Below are 15283 nucleotides of genomic sequence, written 5' to 3'. Positions count from 1 at the left end.
TTCCCATTGCCTGATCGCCAGTCGGCAATTTCTAGTCCACGCCCTAGCCTTCATTGGCAAACTGCCTCAACAGGTCACTCGGCTGGCGACGGGCGAGCTGCCATAGCGGCCAGGCACTGGCCAGGAAACTGGTCAGCACACCTAGCATGGCCAGTTGCAGCAACTGCCCTGGGAACACATGCAACGGTAGCCGCCAGCCAAATGCCTGCACGTTGACCACCGCCACCAGGCACCAGGCAAGCAGCAGCCCCAGGGGCATTGCCAGCAGCACGGTCACGCTGCTGAGCAGCAAGGTCTGCCCCAGCGATAGCCAGACCAGCCGCCCGCGCGACACGCCCAATGCCCACAGCGGTGCCAACTGGCTCAGGCGGGTCTGACCCAGCGTCAGCAGGCTGATGAACAACGCCACGCCTGCGACACCCAGCGTCAGGCTATTGAGCGCGGCGGTGGCGGCAAAGGTGCGGGTGAAGATCTCAGTCGACCACGCTTTCAAGCTGGCCTGCTCGATCACCCGACTATCGTCCAGGGCGAAACGCTGTTGCAAGGCGTGCTTGAGCGGCGTGAGCTGCTCAGGCGTCACATTCACGCCAAGGCTGCCAAGCGTCGCCTGCGGCCAGTGCTTGCGTAACGCATCGGCGTTGATCAACACATGCCCCTTGGGATTGCCATAGTCAGCGTAGATGCCGACTACCGTCAGTGTCTGCCCGGGCAATGGCAAGCGATCGCCCAGCCCCAGCCCCAGGCGCCGCGCCAGTTGCTCGCTCAGCATCACCGCCGCGCCCTGCGCCAGCTGCTCCCAGGCCTGGGGGCTTTGCGCCAACAACGGCCAGTGCGTGCGGTAGTAGTCATGATCGATGATCCCCTGAACCTGGGCCGGCCACTGCCTCAGCCGCCACTCCAGGCGCCAGCTGGGCAACACCGCGCTGACCGCTGGCTGCTGCGCCAGCCAGGCGCTGATCTGCAGCGCTTGCGCGGTGTCGCGGGGGGTCAGGTAGAGGTCCGCCGACAGCCGCTGATCCAGCCAGCCGGTAAAGGTTCGGCGAAAGCCTTCGGTCATGCTGCCGACACCCACGCTGGCAGCCAGGGCCAGCAACAACGCCATCAGGGCCAAGCTCAATGCCGGCAGTTGCTGGCGGCTGTCAGCGATGAACCACTGCGGCAACGGTCGTCGGCAGACCCGCGCCAAGGCGCCGAGCGCCGCTTCCAGCAGGGCCGGTAACAACAGCGCGGCGGCCAGCAGTAATGCGGCCAGCAGCACAAAGGCGCTGGGCAGGCTGTTGCCCCATTGCCAGCAGCCCAACGCAAGCACACCCAAAACCCCCGCAGCAATAGCCTGTCGCCGCAACCCTGCTCGTTGCGCCAGACGCCAAGCCTGGGGTTGCGCCAAGGCCAACAGCGGCAAGCGAGCGGCGCGCAGCACACTGCCAACCCCCGCCAGTAGCGCCCCCAGCACGCTTACTGCAACACCTGCCAACCACCACTGCGGCGACAGGTTCAGCTGGCCGGCCACTTGCGCGCCATACAAGCCGCGCACGCTGGCAGCAAAGTCGGGCAGCAGCAGCCCGGCCAACAGGTAACCACTGACCACCCCGGCCAGCCCGCCAAGCACTGCGAACCCGCCCAGCTCCAAAGCCAACCCGGTCAGCACGCTGCGCAGGCTGATGCCACACGCCCGCAGGGTGCGGATCAAACTCCGGCGCTGCTCCAGGGCCAAGCCGATAGCGGCATGGGCGATGAACAGTCCGACCACGAAAGCCAGCAGGCCAAGGGCGGTGAGGTTGAGGTGGAAGCTGTCGGTAAGACGCTGCAGGTCGCCATCGTCGCTGGCCGCTTGCAGCGTCACTTGATCAGCGATTGCTGGGGGTAAAGGCGCCGGGGCAGTGCTTAACAGCAAGCGTGAGAGCTGTCCTGGCGCTTGCAGCAGCCTTTGAGCGTGGCCAATGTCAACGATCACCACGCCCGGGGCCAGCTCCGGCTGAAGGACGAATGGCGGTAACTGCCGGCCATCGCGGGTCTGCGCTTGCTGCCCAGCCTGCATACCCAGTTGACGCAGGGTATCGGGGCTCACCCAGGCTTGCCCTGGTTGATCGATGAACGCCGCGAGGTCGAATGCCTCGGCCTGGACGCCGGCAACCACCGTCGCAGCAGGCAAGCTCAACGGTTCGATCCCGATCAGGCGAACGCTCAGGGGCATGTCAGCCGCCAGGCGCAAGCGCCCTTCCAGCACTGGCGTGACCTGCCAACCTAACTGCCTCAGTTGCACGTAGAGCGACTGTTCAAGACGCTCGCCCCTACGCGGCACCAGCTGTGCCTGCGCAGGCCCGGCCAATACGGCGCTGGCACGGGCATAATCGGCGCGTGCCTGGCTATTGAGCGCCTGCACGCCGGTCCACAGCGCCGTGGCCAGCCATAGCCCGGTGAAGATGCTGAAACACTGCAACCAATGCCGTCGCCAGTGGCTGAGCAGTGCCTGCAGGGCAATCGCCAAGCTGCCCATTATCCTTGGCCGACCTGGACCCGGCCGGCGTGAAGCACACAGCGCTGTTGCAGCTGTTCGGCCAGTCGCTGGCTATGGGTCACCATCAGCAAACTGCTGCCCGCCTCGCTGACCAATTGCAGCATCAACCGCAGCACTTGGTCACTGCTGGCCTCATCCAGGCTGCCGGTGGGTTCGTCGGCTAACACCAGCGCCGGGCGTGCCGCCAGTGCCCGGCCGATCGCAACCCGCTGCTGCTGGCCACCCGACAGCTGTTCCGGATAGCGTTGCAACACTTCAAGCAGCCCCAGGCGCTCGGCCAGATACCCCGCCCAAGCGCCATCATGGCGCCCGGCCAGGCGCGCCTGGAAGGCAAGATTGGCGGCCACATCCAGGCTGCTGATCAGGTTGTACTGTTGAAACACCAGCCCGATCCCCTCACGCCGCCAACGGGCCATGGCCGCCTCGGAGCGCCCCGCGAGCGGTTCACCGTCAATCAGGATCTGGCCGCTGTCAGCGCGATCAAGGCCGGCGACCAGATGCAGCAAGGTGCTTTTGCCGCTGCCCGACTCGCCCATCAGGGCCAGACTGCTGCCACGTGCCAGGCGCAAATCGACACCCTGGAGCACCGCCAACTCGCCTTGGGCAGTGCTGAACGACTTGCGGAGCTGCGCGACGACCAGCATCTAAGGCAATTCCTTTGGCAAGGCAGGAGGAGGATCGGCACCGGGCCAGCACCCCATCTGCGGGGTGGCGCAGGCCGCACGTGGATGCCTGCTGCGCACGGGGTTCAGCCCGGCTGAGCACGCTCACCACGAATGCTTCAACCAATAGGCATAGCAGCCCTGCCAACCTTTGCACGCCCAAGGTGGGCCGCAGCCCCGCGCTGCAACAGGGGCCTCGGCAGCTGGCAATATCAAATTGGAATCACTGCGCTCATTTGCCTACACTGCGCGTTCTTCACGCTTTCTAGACCGGCAGGTGCCGGCCCGTGAATAAGGAGATTCTGGTGTCTTCCAACGCCCGCCGCTGCCTCGCACTGAGTGCGATCACCTTGGCCTGCCTCAACCTCGCCGGATGCTTCAGCGAAGAGATCGATGCCCGTCAGACCCATGAAATACAGGGTCTGCTGTACAAGATCCACGCCGAAGATCCGTTTACTGGACGGGTACTCAACTACCCAATCTCGGTACTGGGGTTGTTCAATGTCGGCACCTGTGCAGCCGATTTCAAGAAGGGTTTGCCTGACGGCGAAATGCGCTGCTCGGACAACGCCGGCACCTTGATCGCCAGCGGCGAGTTCAAAGCGGGTAAGCGCGACGGCAAAGAAGAGAAGTTCGATGCCAAGACCGGCAAGAAAACTGCCGTCGGCCACTGGAAAAACGGCCTGCAGGACGGCGTACAAGAGCAGTTCAACCCGCAGAACGGCGAGCGCGTGCTCGAGGTGCACTACAGCGCAGGCAAGAAACAGGGCCGCGAGCGCGCCTGGGACAACCAGGGGGACCAACTGATCGCCGAGCTGGAATGGGACAACGGCCTGCAAAGCGGTTTCGACAACCGTGGCACCCAGCACCGTACCTACCTTGACGGCAAGCAGCACGGGCCGCAGAAGGAATACAGCATCGACGGCAGTCGCTTCTACGTGGCCCGTGAAGAAAACTACGACAATGGTGTAATGCACGGCGTGCAGAAGCGCATCGACGCACGCGGCAACGTCACGGAGTTGAGCGTATTCGAGCATGACAAGCTGCGTACTCGCACCGTCGATGAATACAACTACAGCGGCCAGCATGTCCATCACGTCAGCCGGGTGGCACTCAAGGAAGACGTCAACCGCTTCATCGCCAGCGATCTGAGCAATGATGGCGAGGAGCAATACTGGGATGACCAAGGCAATCTGATTCGCCAACTGCAATGGCGCAATGGCCAGCTGCTAAGCGCAACTGCCACGGTGTGGGTGGCTGGCCGCCAGGAAAGCCAGTTCCAGGGCATTGGCCGCGACAGTTACGAGCCGACGCAACAGGACGTACTCAAACATGGCCAGGAGCGCCTGTTCAGTGATAACGGCGAACTGCAGGCAGTGATCTTCTGGAACGCAGGCTCAGTCAATCAGATCCTGGTGAGCCTGCCGGCCGATCAGCGCAATCAATACCCTGGCAAGATGGGTCTGTTCGACGGCAACGAGTTTTGGGGGAGCCCGGTACAAGCCGACCCTGATTTCAGTAAACCGAGTCGCTACAACGCAGGTTTCGCCACCCGCTACGAGCAGTTGGTGGATATCCCCGCCCCTGGCCAGCCGATGCAGGCCAGCAACGTACCTGCCAGCGCCCAAGCCGCTGCCGCCCCTGTCGCTGCCGCCAGCAATGATCAGGACAGCTGCGTACAACGCAAGGTAGATGCTGTACACGCTGAAGACCCGGATGCCTTGATTCGCGCCGACATGCTTGAGGAGTTCGAGCAGGACTGCCTGTAGGCAATGGGGCTAGACTGAAGAAACCATAACCCGCTGCGCCTCTTGGCGCTCAGACAGGAACCCACCATGACCCGCTCTGCAACATTGCCTCGCTTGTCATGGTGGCTCGCGCCCCTGCTACTGGGCAGCCTGGCGCTCAGTGCTGGCTGCTCGAGCAAGCACACAGCCACCCGGTATGCCACTGCCAACGTCGGCTCTAGTTGCTTCGCCAAGGCAGTGCCCACCAGCGGTGAAGGTGGCCTTGCCTTCGGTGACACCTTGAGCATGGCGCGGAAAAAATCCATGGACAGCTGCATCCGCTATGCCGGTCGCTCAGGCGGCGAGCCACGCACTTGCCAGGTGGTGATGGCCAAGTGCAAATGATGCAGCGCTGAGGATAGGCGGCGGCTACGTACGAGCCTGCTAGACCGGGCTATGAGGTCAGTTACCCGGCTGGCCGGAGGGCCACCCGCACGCAGCTACCATTGAAACAACCAGGTGTTTAGATAACTGTAGAGTGCTGCCTGGGATGCCGCAGGCTTAAAGACTCGCGGTATCGGCTGACAGGCGATGGAGGATGTTGCCTCACCGCGCCAAGGGCAATCAGGAAAGTCCGATTCATCCATTGAGCGGCGGCAGCAACGTGGAAAGCTGAAAGTGAAGGCAGTCCCGCCACGCCAAGAAGACTGCACCGTCACCTCGCCCTGATGAGCCCTGGCTATCTGCCGAACGATGAATAGGCCAGATCATGCGCGACGTTGCCCAACGTCTGTTCGGCCAGCAGGGTGCGCTGCGCAGCATCGGCGTCGTGTCCGGTGCGCTCGCGGGGCCGGAATCCAGCATCGATGACGCAGGGCACTTGGCGTGAAACGACCATGAGCAGCTCCGCGGCCAACAGTGGCCAGTGAGTACAGCTCTAGGTTGAGCGCTATAAGCATGCGGGTATGTTCGCTACCGAACAGACCCCGCTGGGGCTCAGCAGCACAATGGCCACGAGCGATTGAACCTGTGTCAGCAAGGACTCCATGGCTAATCCCTGGCTTCGCGCAACCCGTCTGCTCCAGCGCATGCCGTTCGCCTTGCAGCGTTGGCGCGCGGTGCCTCGCGTGTTCAGCTCTGAAAGTCTGCTGCGCTCGGAGCTGTTTAGCGCCGAGCAGATGGCCGACCACGGCTGCGTCCTGGCCAAGCTGCACCGAGTGAGCCAATTGCCGGCCGATGATGCCTTGCTTGTGCGCCTGAGTGACAACGAGCGAACCCTTTCCAGCAGCTGCGCCGCGCTGGCCAGCACATTGCCGGCGTCACGGCGGGACATGCCGGCCGCGCAGTGGCTGCTGGACAATTTCTACCTGGTCGAAGCGCACATCCGCATAGCCAAAAGCCACCTCCCCCCCGGCTACAGTCGGCAGCTGCCGCGTCTGGATAACGGTGCATCCAGCGGTCTACCGCGGGTCTATGACATTGCCCTGCAAACCATCTCCCACGGTGATGGGCGGTTCGACAGAGAAAGCCTGAGCGGCTTTGTCGAGGCTTATCAGACCGTCACGCCCTTGACCCTGGGTGAGCTGTGGGCGATCCCGATCATGCTGCGCCTGGCACTGATCGAGAATTTGCGCAGGGTCGCAGCCAGGGTCATGGCCAATTGGGCCGACCGTGACCTGGCCAACAGCTGGGCTGATCGCCTCAGCGAGATGGCTGAGCGCGACACCAAGAGTGTGGTGCTGGTGGTAGCCGACATGGTTCGATCCGGGCCGGTGTTGAGCGCAGCGTTTGTCGCCGAGTTAGCCAGGCGTCTGCACGGGCAGAGCGCCACCCTGACCCAGCCGCTGGCCTGGATTGAACAGATGCTCAGCGAGTCGGCATTGAGCATCGAGCGCCAGGTGCAACTCGATGCCCAACAGCAAGCCATGGATCAGGTCTCGATCAGCAACAGTATCGGCAGCCTGCGCTTGCTGTCGACCACTGACTGGCGGGCGTTCGTCGAGCAACTGAGCCTGGTTGAACGCATTCTCAGCCAGGATCGCGCCGCAGTGTACAGCGCCATGGACTTTGCCAGCCGAGACCATTACCGGCATGTCATCGAGCAGCTCGCCCGCCATAGCTCCTCCAGCGAAGCAGTTGTGGCGCAGACGGCCATCGACCTGTCGCATGTGCCAGACGCCAGCGCCGACGATCCAACCGATCATGTCGGTTTCTATCTACTCGGTCCTGGGCGTGCGCTGTTAGAGCAGCGCGTCGCTGCCCGGGTAGCACTTGCCGAGCGCTGGCAACGGCTGCTGCACCGGGCGCCGCTGGCGTTTTACCTGGTGCCCTCGGCGCTGCTCTCAGGGCTGTTGGCCTGGGTATTCCTGCAGGCCATTGATCAGGACGGCTGGCCCACTTGGGTGCTGGCCTTGCTGGCCATGCCCATCCTGCTGATGACCAGTCGCCTGGCCATCGGACTAGTCAACTGGCTGGTCACGCTGACCGTCAAGCCGTCCTTCCTGCCGCGACTGGATTACAAAGACGGGATACCGGCGCAGGCTCGAACGCTAGTGGTGATCCCTAGCCTGCTGGCCAATGAAGACGATGTGCAAGAGTTGCTCGAGGGCCTGGAAGTTCGATTTCTGGCCAATCGCGACGAGCACCTGCACTTTGCGCTGCTGACGGACTTTCTCGATGGCCAGCAGCAGAACTTGCCCGAAGACGCCGGCCTGCTGGCGTCAGCCAGTGCAGCCATCGACGCCTTGAACCGCAAGTATCCCAGTACTGGCAGCGAGCGCTTCCTGCTCCTGCATCGCCCCCGGGTGTGGAACGCCAGCGAGCGACTGTGGATGGGTTACGAGCGCAAGCGTGGCAAGCTGATGGTGCTCAATGCCTTGTTGCGCGGCCAGGGGCGCGAACACTTTGTCCTGATCGTCGGCGATATCGCCAAACTGTGCGACGTGCGCTATGTGATTACCCTGGACACCGACACCCAACTGCCGCGCAATGCCGCCAGGCAGTTCATCGCCACCCTGCAACACCCCCTCAACCATCCCCGTTTCGAGCGCCACAGCCGGCGTATCCGCTCAGGTTACGCCATCTTGCAGCCCCGGGTCGGTATCAGCCTGCCCAGCGCGTCGCGTTCGGCCTATGCCCGATTGTTCGGCAGCGACGCTGGTGTCGATCCGTACACCCAGGCGGTTTCCGATGTCTATCAGGACCTGTTTCTCAGTGGCTCGTTCATCGGCAAAGGAATCTATGCCGTGGACGCGTTCGAGCAAGCATTGGAGGGCTGCTTTGCCGACAACCGGGTGCTTAGCCACGACCTGATCGAAGGCTGCTATGCCCATTCGGGCCTGCTCAGCGATGTGCAACTGTACGAAGAGTATCCGCCGCATTACAGCACTGACGTCAAACGCCGCCATCGCTGGATCCGCGGCGACTGGCAGTTGTTGCCGTGGCTGCTGCCGTGGCCCAGGCGCGCTGCGCTGAGTGCACTGTCGCGCTGGAAAATTGCCGACAACCTGCGCCGCAGCTTGGAGCCTGCGGCCTTTGTCAGTGTGTTGCTGTGGGGTTGGCTGGCCTCTTCGGCGCCAGCCCTGTGGACCCTGGCGGTGCTGGCGTTGCTGCTGACCCGGCCGCTGCTCGACACCCTGCTGGAAGTGCTGGGCAAAACTACCGATGTGCCGCTAGGGCAGCACCTGCAAGCCGCATTGCGTGCCTCGCGAGCGCATTTCATACGTTGCGCGCTGGGCCTGGCATGGCTGCCCTTCGAAGCCTATTACAGCCTGGATGCGATCGTGCGCACCCTGTGGCGCCTGCTGGTCAGCAAGCGCCGCCTGCTGCAATGGAACCCCTCCCGGGAGGATGCACGGGGCAGCGTCAACAGCCTGCGCGCACTCTACCAGGACCAGTGGATCTCTCCGGCCATCGCTGTGCTGCTGGCCGTCGCCCTGCTGGCGAACCTACAGGCGCTGCTGGTCGCCACACCGATCCTCAGCTTGTGGCTGCTTGGCCCGGCGCTGGCCTGGTGGCTCAGCCGCAGCCCTACTCGTAGTGGGTTCAGCCCATCGGCCGATGAGCTACGATTTCTGCATCGCCTGGCCCGCAGCACGTGGGCGTTTTTCGACCAGCATGTCGGCAGCGAAGACAACTGGCTGGTGCCTGACAACATCCAGCAAGCGCCCTACGCCAGCATCGCTCACCGCACTTCACCGACCAATCTGGGCATGGCATTGCTTGCGCACATGGCAGCTCACGATTTTGGCTACCTCAGCGCGGGGCGCCTGCTTGTGCGGCTGTCACTGATGCTTGACAGCATGGAGCGCCTGGAGCGCTACAAGGGTCACTTCTACAACTGGTACGACACCCAGACCCTACGCCCACTGGCGCCGCTGTATATCTCCACGGTGGACAGCGGCAACCTCGCAGGGCTCCTGCTGACCTTGCGTGCAGGACTGTTGGCCTTGGCTGACGCGCCGTTGCTGGAGCGGCGTCTGAGCCAAGGCCTGGTGGATACCCTCGACGTGCTCAGCAGCACCTTGGCCAGCGCTGGCCGCGCGACGGATGAAGTCAACGTGCTGCGCGAGCAAGCCTTGCAGTTGCACCTGCAATCGACGCCGGCGCAACAGGCTCAGCTGCTGCAACGCGTCAGCCAATTCGCCGCCGCCAGGCTTGAAACCGGCGACGCCAGCGACTGCAGCTTCTGGTTGGCGACGCTGCAGGCGCAATGCCTGGATGTGATGAGCGAGCTGCAATGCGTTGCCTTGCCGCAAAGCCATGACCCGCCGTTGTCGCTGCCAGGCAGCTGGCGCCAGCTGGCAGACTTGCCCGTCGCCCATTGGCCAATTGCCGAACAGCCTGGCGTGGCCAGCGTGCAAGCCCTGGCCCGCGCACGCATGACCCAGGCTGGGCAGCTAGCCAGGCGCATCGATGCCTTGGCAAACATGGATTTGCGCTTTCTCTACGACCACCAACGCGACCTGTTCACGATTGGCTACAACGCCACTGAGCACCGCCCGGACGCGGGGTTCTATGACCTGCTGGCCTCAGAAATGCGCCTAACCAATTTCGTCGCCATCGCCCAGGGCCAAGTCCCCCAAGATAGCTGGTTGGCCTTAGGCCGCCTGTTGACCAGCAATGCCGGGGTGCCAGTGCTGCTGTCCTGGTCAGGCTCGATGTTCGAGTACCTGATGCCCATGCTGGTGATGCCCAACTACCCAGGCACCCTGCTCGACCAGAGCTGCCAGGCGGCGGTCACCCGGCAGATCGATCACGGCAAGCAGTTGGGCCTGCCCTGGGGAGTCTCGGAGTCGGCCTACAATGCACTGGATAGCCATCTGAATTATCAATATCGCGCTTTCGGCGTTCCTGGCTTGGGCCTCAAACGTGGGCTGGGCGAAGAGCGGGTAGTCGCCCCATACGCCAGTGCCCTGGCCCTGATGGTGGCGCCGGCGGCCGCTTGCCGCAACTTGATGCACCTGTCGCAAACCGGCCTGGCCGGCCGCTTCGGACTGTTCGAGGCGGTCGACTTTACCCCGGCGCGACTGCCACCGGGGCAGGAGGCGGTGGTGATTCGCTCGTTCATGGCCCACCACCAGGGCATGAGTTTGCTTGCTCTGACCTCGCTGCTGTTGGACCAGCCCATGCAGCGGCGCTTTGCCAGCGATCCGCAGTTTTTGGCCAGCATGCTGCTGTTACAGGAGCGCGTGCCGAAAACCGCTGCGCAGTACCTGCACACTTCACAAGCCCCAGCCCTGGATGACACCGGTAGTGCCAGCGAGTCGCGCCTGCGCGTATTCAGCGACCCGAACCGGCGCTACCCCGCCGTGCAACTGCTGTCCAACGGTCGCTACCATGTCATGGTCAACACCGCCGGCGGTGGCTACAGCCGCTGCAACGAGCTGGCCGTCACCCGTTGGCGCGAAGATATCAGCCACGATAGCCTGGGCAGCTTCTGCTACCTGCGTGATGTCGCCACCCAGAGCTTCTGGTCCACGACGTTTCAGCCAACCCTGCACAAGCCACACAGTCAGGAAGCGATCTTCAGCGATGGTCGGGCCGAGTTTCGCCTGCGCGAAATGGATTTCGACTGCCATACCGAAATGGCCGTGTCGCCTGAGGACGACATCGAATTGCGTCGCCTGCACCTGACCAATCATGCGTCAGTACGGCGCACCCTGGAGCTGACCAGCTATGCAGAAGTGGTGCTGGCGCCGGCGATCAGCGATGCACTGCACCCAGCCTTCAGCAAATTGTTCGTCCAGACCGAGCTGATCCGCCCGCTGCAGGCCATCGTCTGTAGCCGTAGACCACGCTCGCAACAGGAGGCCGTCCCCTGGATGTGCCACGTGTTGGCGGTGCACGGCGCTGATATTACAGCGATCTCATATGAAACCGACCGCGCCCGTTTCATTGGCCGTGGCCGCTCGCTGATCGCCCCGGCCGCCTTGCAAGCAGATGTCGAGCAGCTGTCCGGCAGCGCCGGCGCGGTGCTTGACCCGATCGTCGCGATTCGCTGCCGGATTTCCCTGGGGCCCGGCCAAAGCGCCACTCTCGACCTCGCCACAGGGCTCGCCAATAGCCGCGAAGCCTGCCTGCAATTGATCACCAAGTACCGCGACCGGCACTTGGCCGACCGGGTCTTCGACCTGGCCTGGCCGCACAGCCAAGTGCTGCTGCGCCAGCTCAACGGCTCGCTGGCCGATGCCCGCCTGTTCGAACAAATGGCCGCCTCGGTGATCTACGCCCACGCCACGCTGCGCGCCAACAGCGCGTTAGTGGCCAGCAACCGGCGCAATCAGTCTGGGCTGTGGGGCCAGGGCATCTCCGGTGACCTGCCGATCGTGCTGGTACAGATTGCCGATCCTGCCAACATCCAGCTGGTCAAGCAGATGGTCCACGCCCACGCCTATTGGCGGCAGAAGGGCCTGGCGTTGGACTTGGTGATCTGGAATGAAGACCAGGCAGGCTACCGCCAACAACTGCAAGACTTGATCATGGGCGTGGTCGCCTCCGGCAGCGAGGCGGCCCTGCTCGAACGCTCGGGGGGGATCTTCGTGCGCCCGGCGCAGCAGCTCAGCGATGAAGACCGCACCTTGCTGCTGTCGGTGGCGCGACTGGTACTCAGTGACAGTCATGGCAGCTTGGCAGAACAGATGCACCGTCGACGGGCGCCAGCTACCCCCGCAGGCCTGGTGGCCACTTCAGCACCTAGGCAACAGCCCGCTAGCCGCCCAAGCCGCGCAAACCCTGCGCCGCTGCTGCTAGCGAATAGCTATGGTGGTTTCAGCAGCGATGGTCGCGAATACATCATTCCCATATTGCCCGATCGGCCTACCCCGGCGCCGTGGGTCAACATCCTGGCGAACCCACAATTGGGTAGCGTGATCTCGGAATCCGGCAGCGCCTACACCTGGCGCGAGAACGCCCATGAATACCGGCTTACGCCTTGGCACAACGATCCGGTCAGCGACCCAAGCGGCGAGGCTTTGTACGTGCGTGACGAAGACAGCGGCAAAGTCTGGTCAGCCACCCCCCAGCCCAGCCCCGGCCCCGGCAGTTACCGCACCCGCCATGGCTTTGGCTACAGTGTGTTCGAGTACGTCGAGCAAGACCTGCGCAGCGAATTGTGGGTATATGTTGCCCTGGATGCCGCGGTCAAATTCTCCCACCTCAAACTGCATAACGACGCCGACCGGCCGCGGCGGCTTACCGTCACCTGTTTTGTCGAATGGGTGCTGGGCGATCTGCCCAGCAAGTCAGCCATGCACGTGGTCAGCGAAACCGATCCGATCAGTGGCGCGCTGTTTGCCCGCAATGCGTTTTCGATCGAGTTTTGCCGGCATGTGGCGTATCTGGATTGCGACCTGCCCTACCTCAGCATCACCTGTGATCGCAGCGAATTTCTCGGCCGCAACGGCCATCTGCGAGCACCTGCCGGGCTGCGTCAAGCGCGCTTGTCAGGGCGCATCGGCGGCGCGCTGGACCCTTGTGCGGCACTACAGGTCAGCGTGGAACTGCAAGCCGGCGAAAGCCGCGAACTGGTGTTTCGCCTCGGCGCGGAGCCGGACGCAACCGCTGCCACCCAACGGATATTGCAGTACCGCGGCCTGCGCACCGCCATGGCTGAGCTGGACAAGGTGCAAGCCTATTGGCGCCAGACCTTGGGCACGTTACAGGTGAAGACACCAGAGCCTGCGCTCGATGTACTGGTCAACGGCTGGCTGATGTACCAGGTGATCGCCTGCCGCTTCTGGGCGCGCAGCGGCTTTTATCAGTCGGGCGGCGCTATCGGCTTTCGCGACCAATTGCAGGACAGCATGGCCATGCTGCAGGCCGCCCCCGCCGCTGCGCGCCAGCACCTGCTGACCTGCGCGGCCCATCAGTACGTCGAAGGCGATGTCCAACACTGGTGGCACCCACCGCTGCAACGTGGGGTGCGCACACGCTGTTCCGATGACCTGCTGTGGCTGCCCCTGGCCACCAGCCGCTACGTCGAGGTGACGGGCGACCGTAGCGTGCTGGACGAAGCGGTGGGCTACATCGAGGGCCGCCCGCTCAACCCCGGTGAAGAGTCCTATTACGACTTGCCGGCTCGATCCGCCTTGGTCGAAAGCCTCTACCAACACTGCCAACGCGCCCTCGGCCAAGCCCTGCAGTGTGGCGCCCACGGCTTGCCGCTAATGGGCAGCGGCGACTGGAACGACGGCATGAACCGGGTTGGCGAGCAAGGCCTGGGAGAAAGTGTCTGGTTGGGCTTCTTCGGCCATCATGTGCTGCAAGCCTTCGCCCGGATTGCCCAGCGCCAGGGTGACCGGCATTTCGCCGAGCAGTGTGCCAAGCAGGCCGCTGCCCTGACCAGCAACCTTGAAGCACACGCCTGGGATGGCGGTTGGTATCGTCGTGCCTGGTTCGATGATGGCCAACTGTTGGGCTCGGCGACCAATCAGGAGTGCCGCATCGATTCGCTGTCACAAAGCTGGGCCGTACTCAGCGGCGTGGCCTCGGCGGAACGTGCGCGTATTGCCATGGGCGCCGTTGATCGACTGCTGGTGCGCCGCGACCTCGGTTTAGTGCAGTTGCTCGACCCGCCGTTCGACCAAGGCACCCTGGACCCCGGCTATATCAAGGGCTATGTGCCTGGGGTACGCGAGAACGGCGGGCAATATACCCATGCCGCCATCTGGGCCAGCATGGCGTTTGCCCAGTTGGGCGACAGAGCCAAGGCCTGGGAGCTGCTGCGCCTGATCAACCCAGTTGGGCAAGGTAGCACTGCACGGATCGATACCTACAAGGTCGAGCCGTATGTCATGGCGGCCGATGTCTACGCGGTGGCGCCACATGCCGGCCGCGGCGGCTGGAGTTGGTACACCGGCTCTGCCGGCTGGATGTACCGTTTGCTTGTGGAAAGCCTGCTCGGCCTGCAGCGCGCGGGCGATACCTTGCACATCCGTCCCCTGCTGCCTGCCGACTGGCCGGGTTACACGGTGCATTACCGCTTCGGCGCCACCGACTATCGCATCGAGGTGCGCAACAACGTTAGCGGCGCTGAACTGAGCTTGAGCCTTGATGGCCAGCCGCTGGCCGTCAACACGCTGCACTTGGTGGATGATGCAGGGCTGCATCAAGTGATTGTCCAGTGCCAGCCATCGACCCAGCCTCTTGATCTGTAATGCCTGCTGACCTGCGTTGGGTTAATCTTGCTCAGCTCGTGACGTTGCCTTTGGGCAAGTCGCTGTACGAGTCGGGCGATGCCCTGCGCCATGTCTACTTTCCCACAGACTCGATCGTTTCATTGTTGTACGTGATGGAAAATGGCGCCTCAGCGGAAATTTCTGTGGTGGGTAACGAAGGCCTGGTGGGCATCGCGGTGTTCATGGGTGGAGAAAGCACGCCCAGCCGCGCAATCGTTCAAAGCGCCGGCCACGCCTACCGCTTGCCCGGGCAGCGCCTGAAGGACGAATTCAACCGTCACGGCGAACTGCTGCTGTTGATGTTGCGTTATACCCAGGCACTGATTACCCAGATGGCGCAGACCGCGGTGTGCAATCGTCATCACTCCATCGACCAGCAACTGTGCCGCTGGTTGCTGCTGTCGCTGGATCGCCTGCAGAGTGATCAGGTACGCATGACCCAGGAATTGATTGCCAACATGCTGGGGGTGCGCCGTGAAGGGGTAACCGATGCTGCGGGAAAACTGCAGCGTCTGGGCATCATCGAGTACAGCCGCGGCCATATCAAAGTAGTGGACCGTGCCCGGCTCGAAGCGCTGAGCTGCGAGTGCTACGAGGTGGTGAGGAAAGAAACCGAGCGCCTACTGCCCTATCTGCCGCAGCGTGCAATAACCGACCCGCCTTGACGTGAAAGCCCCTTGGCGGGATAGCCCGCACCTG

The 15283-nt window shown here is 63.3% G+C and carries 6 protein-coding genes; 4 read left to right on the top strand and 2 right to left on the bottom strand.

Translation table 11 applies throughout. From position 1 onward, the window contains the following. Positions 1-43 precede the first annotated feature (43 nt). Together ACF8K2_RS08920 and ACF8K2_RS08915 are read right to left on the bottom strand one after the other, a co-directional pair. The gene (locus tag ACF8K2_RS08920; RefSeq protein ID WP_392464404.1) at positions 44-2497 is read right to left on the bottom strand and encodes an FtsX-like permease family protein; all 2454 of its coding nucleotides are present in this window, start codon (positions 2495-2497) and stop codon (positions 44-46) included. After that, positions 2497-3162: an ABC transporter ATP-binding protein gene (locus ACF8K2_RS08915; protein WP_392464402.1), complete on the bottom strand. Its 666-nt coding sequence runs from the start codon at positions 3160-3162 to the stop codon at positions 2497-2499. The genes ACF8K2_RS08920 and ACF8K2_RS08915 overlap by 1 nt, the downstream gene beginning before the upstream one ends. A 305-nt stretch (positions 3163-3467) precedes the next feature. On the opposite strand from ACF8K2_RS08915, the gene ACF8K2_RS08910 reads away from it, so the two are divergent. From ACF8K2_RS08910 to ACF8K2_RS08895, 4 genes are all read left to right on the top strand, one after another. After that, positions 3468-4949 (top strand): toxin-antitoxin system YwqK family antitoxin, encoded by a 1482-nt coding sequence (locus tag ACF8K2_RS08910; protein WP_392464399.1) that lies wholly within the window; start codon positions 3468-3470, stop codon positions 4947-4949. A gap of 66 nt (positions 4950-5015) precedes the next feature. Further along, positions 5016-5312, top strand: a complete 297-nt coding sequence (locus tag ACF8K2_RS08905; protein ID WP_392464398.1) for a hypothetical protein — start codon at positions 5016-5018, stop codon at positions 5310-5312. A 641-nt stretch (positions 5313-5953) separates the two neighbouring features. Further along, entirely contained in the window at positions 5954-14563 is an 8610-nt protein-coding gene (locus ACF8K2_RS08900; RefSeq protein ID WP_392464397.1) for a GH36-type glycosyl hydrolase domain-containing protein, read from the top strand. Further along, positions 14563-15249, top strand: a complete 687-nt coding sequence (locus tag ACF8K2_RS08895; RefSeq protein ID WP_392464395.1) for a Crp/Fnr family transcriptional regulator — start codon at positions 14563-14565, stop codon at positions 15247-15249. Before ACF8K2_RS08900 ends, ACF8K2_RS08895 begins: the two co-directional genes overlap by 1 nt. Positions 15250-15283: the final 34 nt, after the last annotated feature.

It is taken from the genome of Pseudomonas sp. xss_2, from assembly GCF_043104195.1.
Taxonomy (GTDB): Bacteria; Pseudomonadota; Gammaproteobacteria; order Pseudomonadales; family Pseudomonadaceae; genus Aquipseudomonas; species Aquipseudomonas urmiensis.
This window is presented reverse-complemented; position numbering and strand designations above follow the sequence as displayed.

Excerpts from the sequence above, each read along its gene's own strand:
- ACF8K2_RS08905 (WP_392464398.1), top strand. The coding sequence starts at position 5,016 with ATGACCCGCTCTGCAACATTGCCTCGCTTGTCATGGTGGCTCGCGCCC.
- ACF8K2_RS08915 (WP_392464402.1), bottom strand. The coding sequence starts at position 3,162 with ATGCTGGTCGTCGCGCAGCTCCGCAAGTCGTTCAGCACTGCCCAAGGC.
- ACF8K2_RS08920 (WP_392464404.1), bottom strand. The coding sequence starts at position 2,497 with ATGGGCAGCTTGGCGATTGCCCTGCAGGCACTGCTCAGCCACTGGCGA.
- ACF8K2_RS08900 (WP_392464397.1), top strand. The coding sequence starts at position 5,954 with ATGGCTAATCCCTGGCTTCGCGCAACCCGTCTGCTCCAGCGCATGCCG.
- ACF8K2_RS08895 (WP_392464395.1), top strand. The coding sequence starts at position 14,563 with ATGCCTGCTGACCTGCGTTGGGTTAATCTTGCTCAGCTCGTGACGTTG.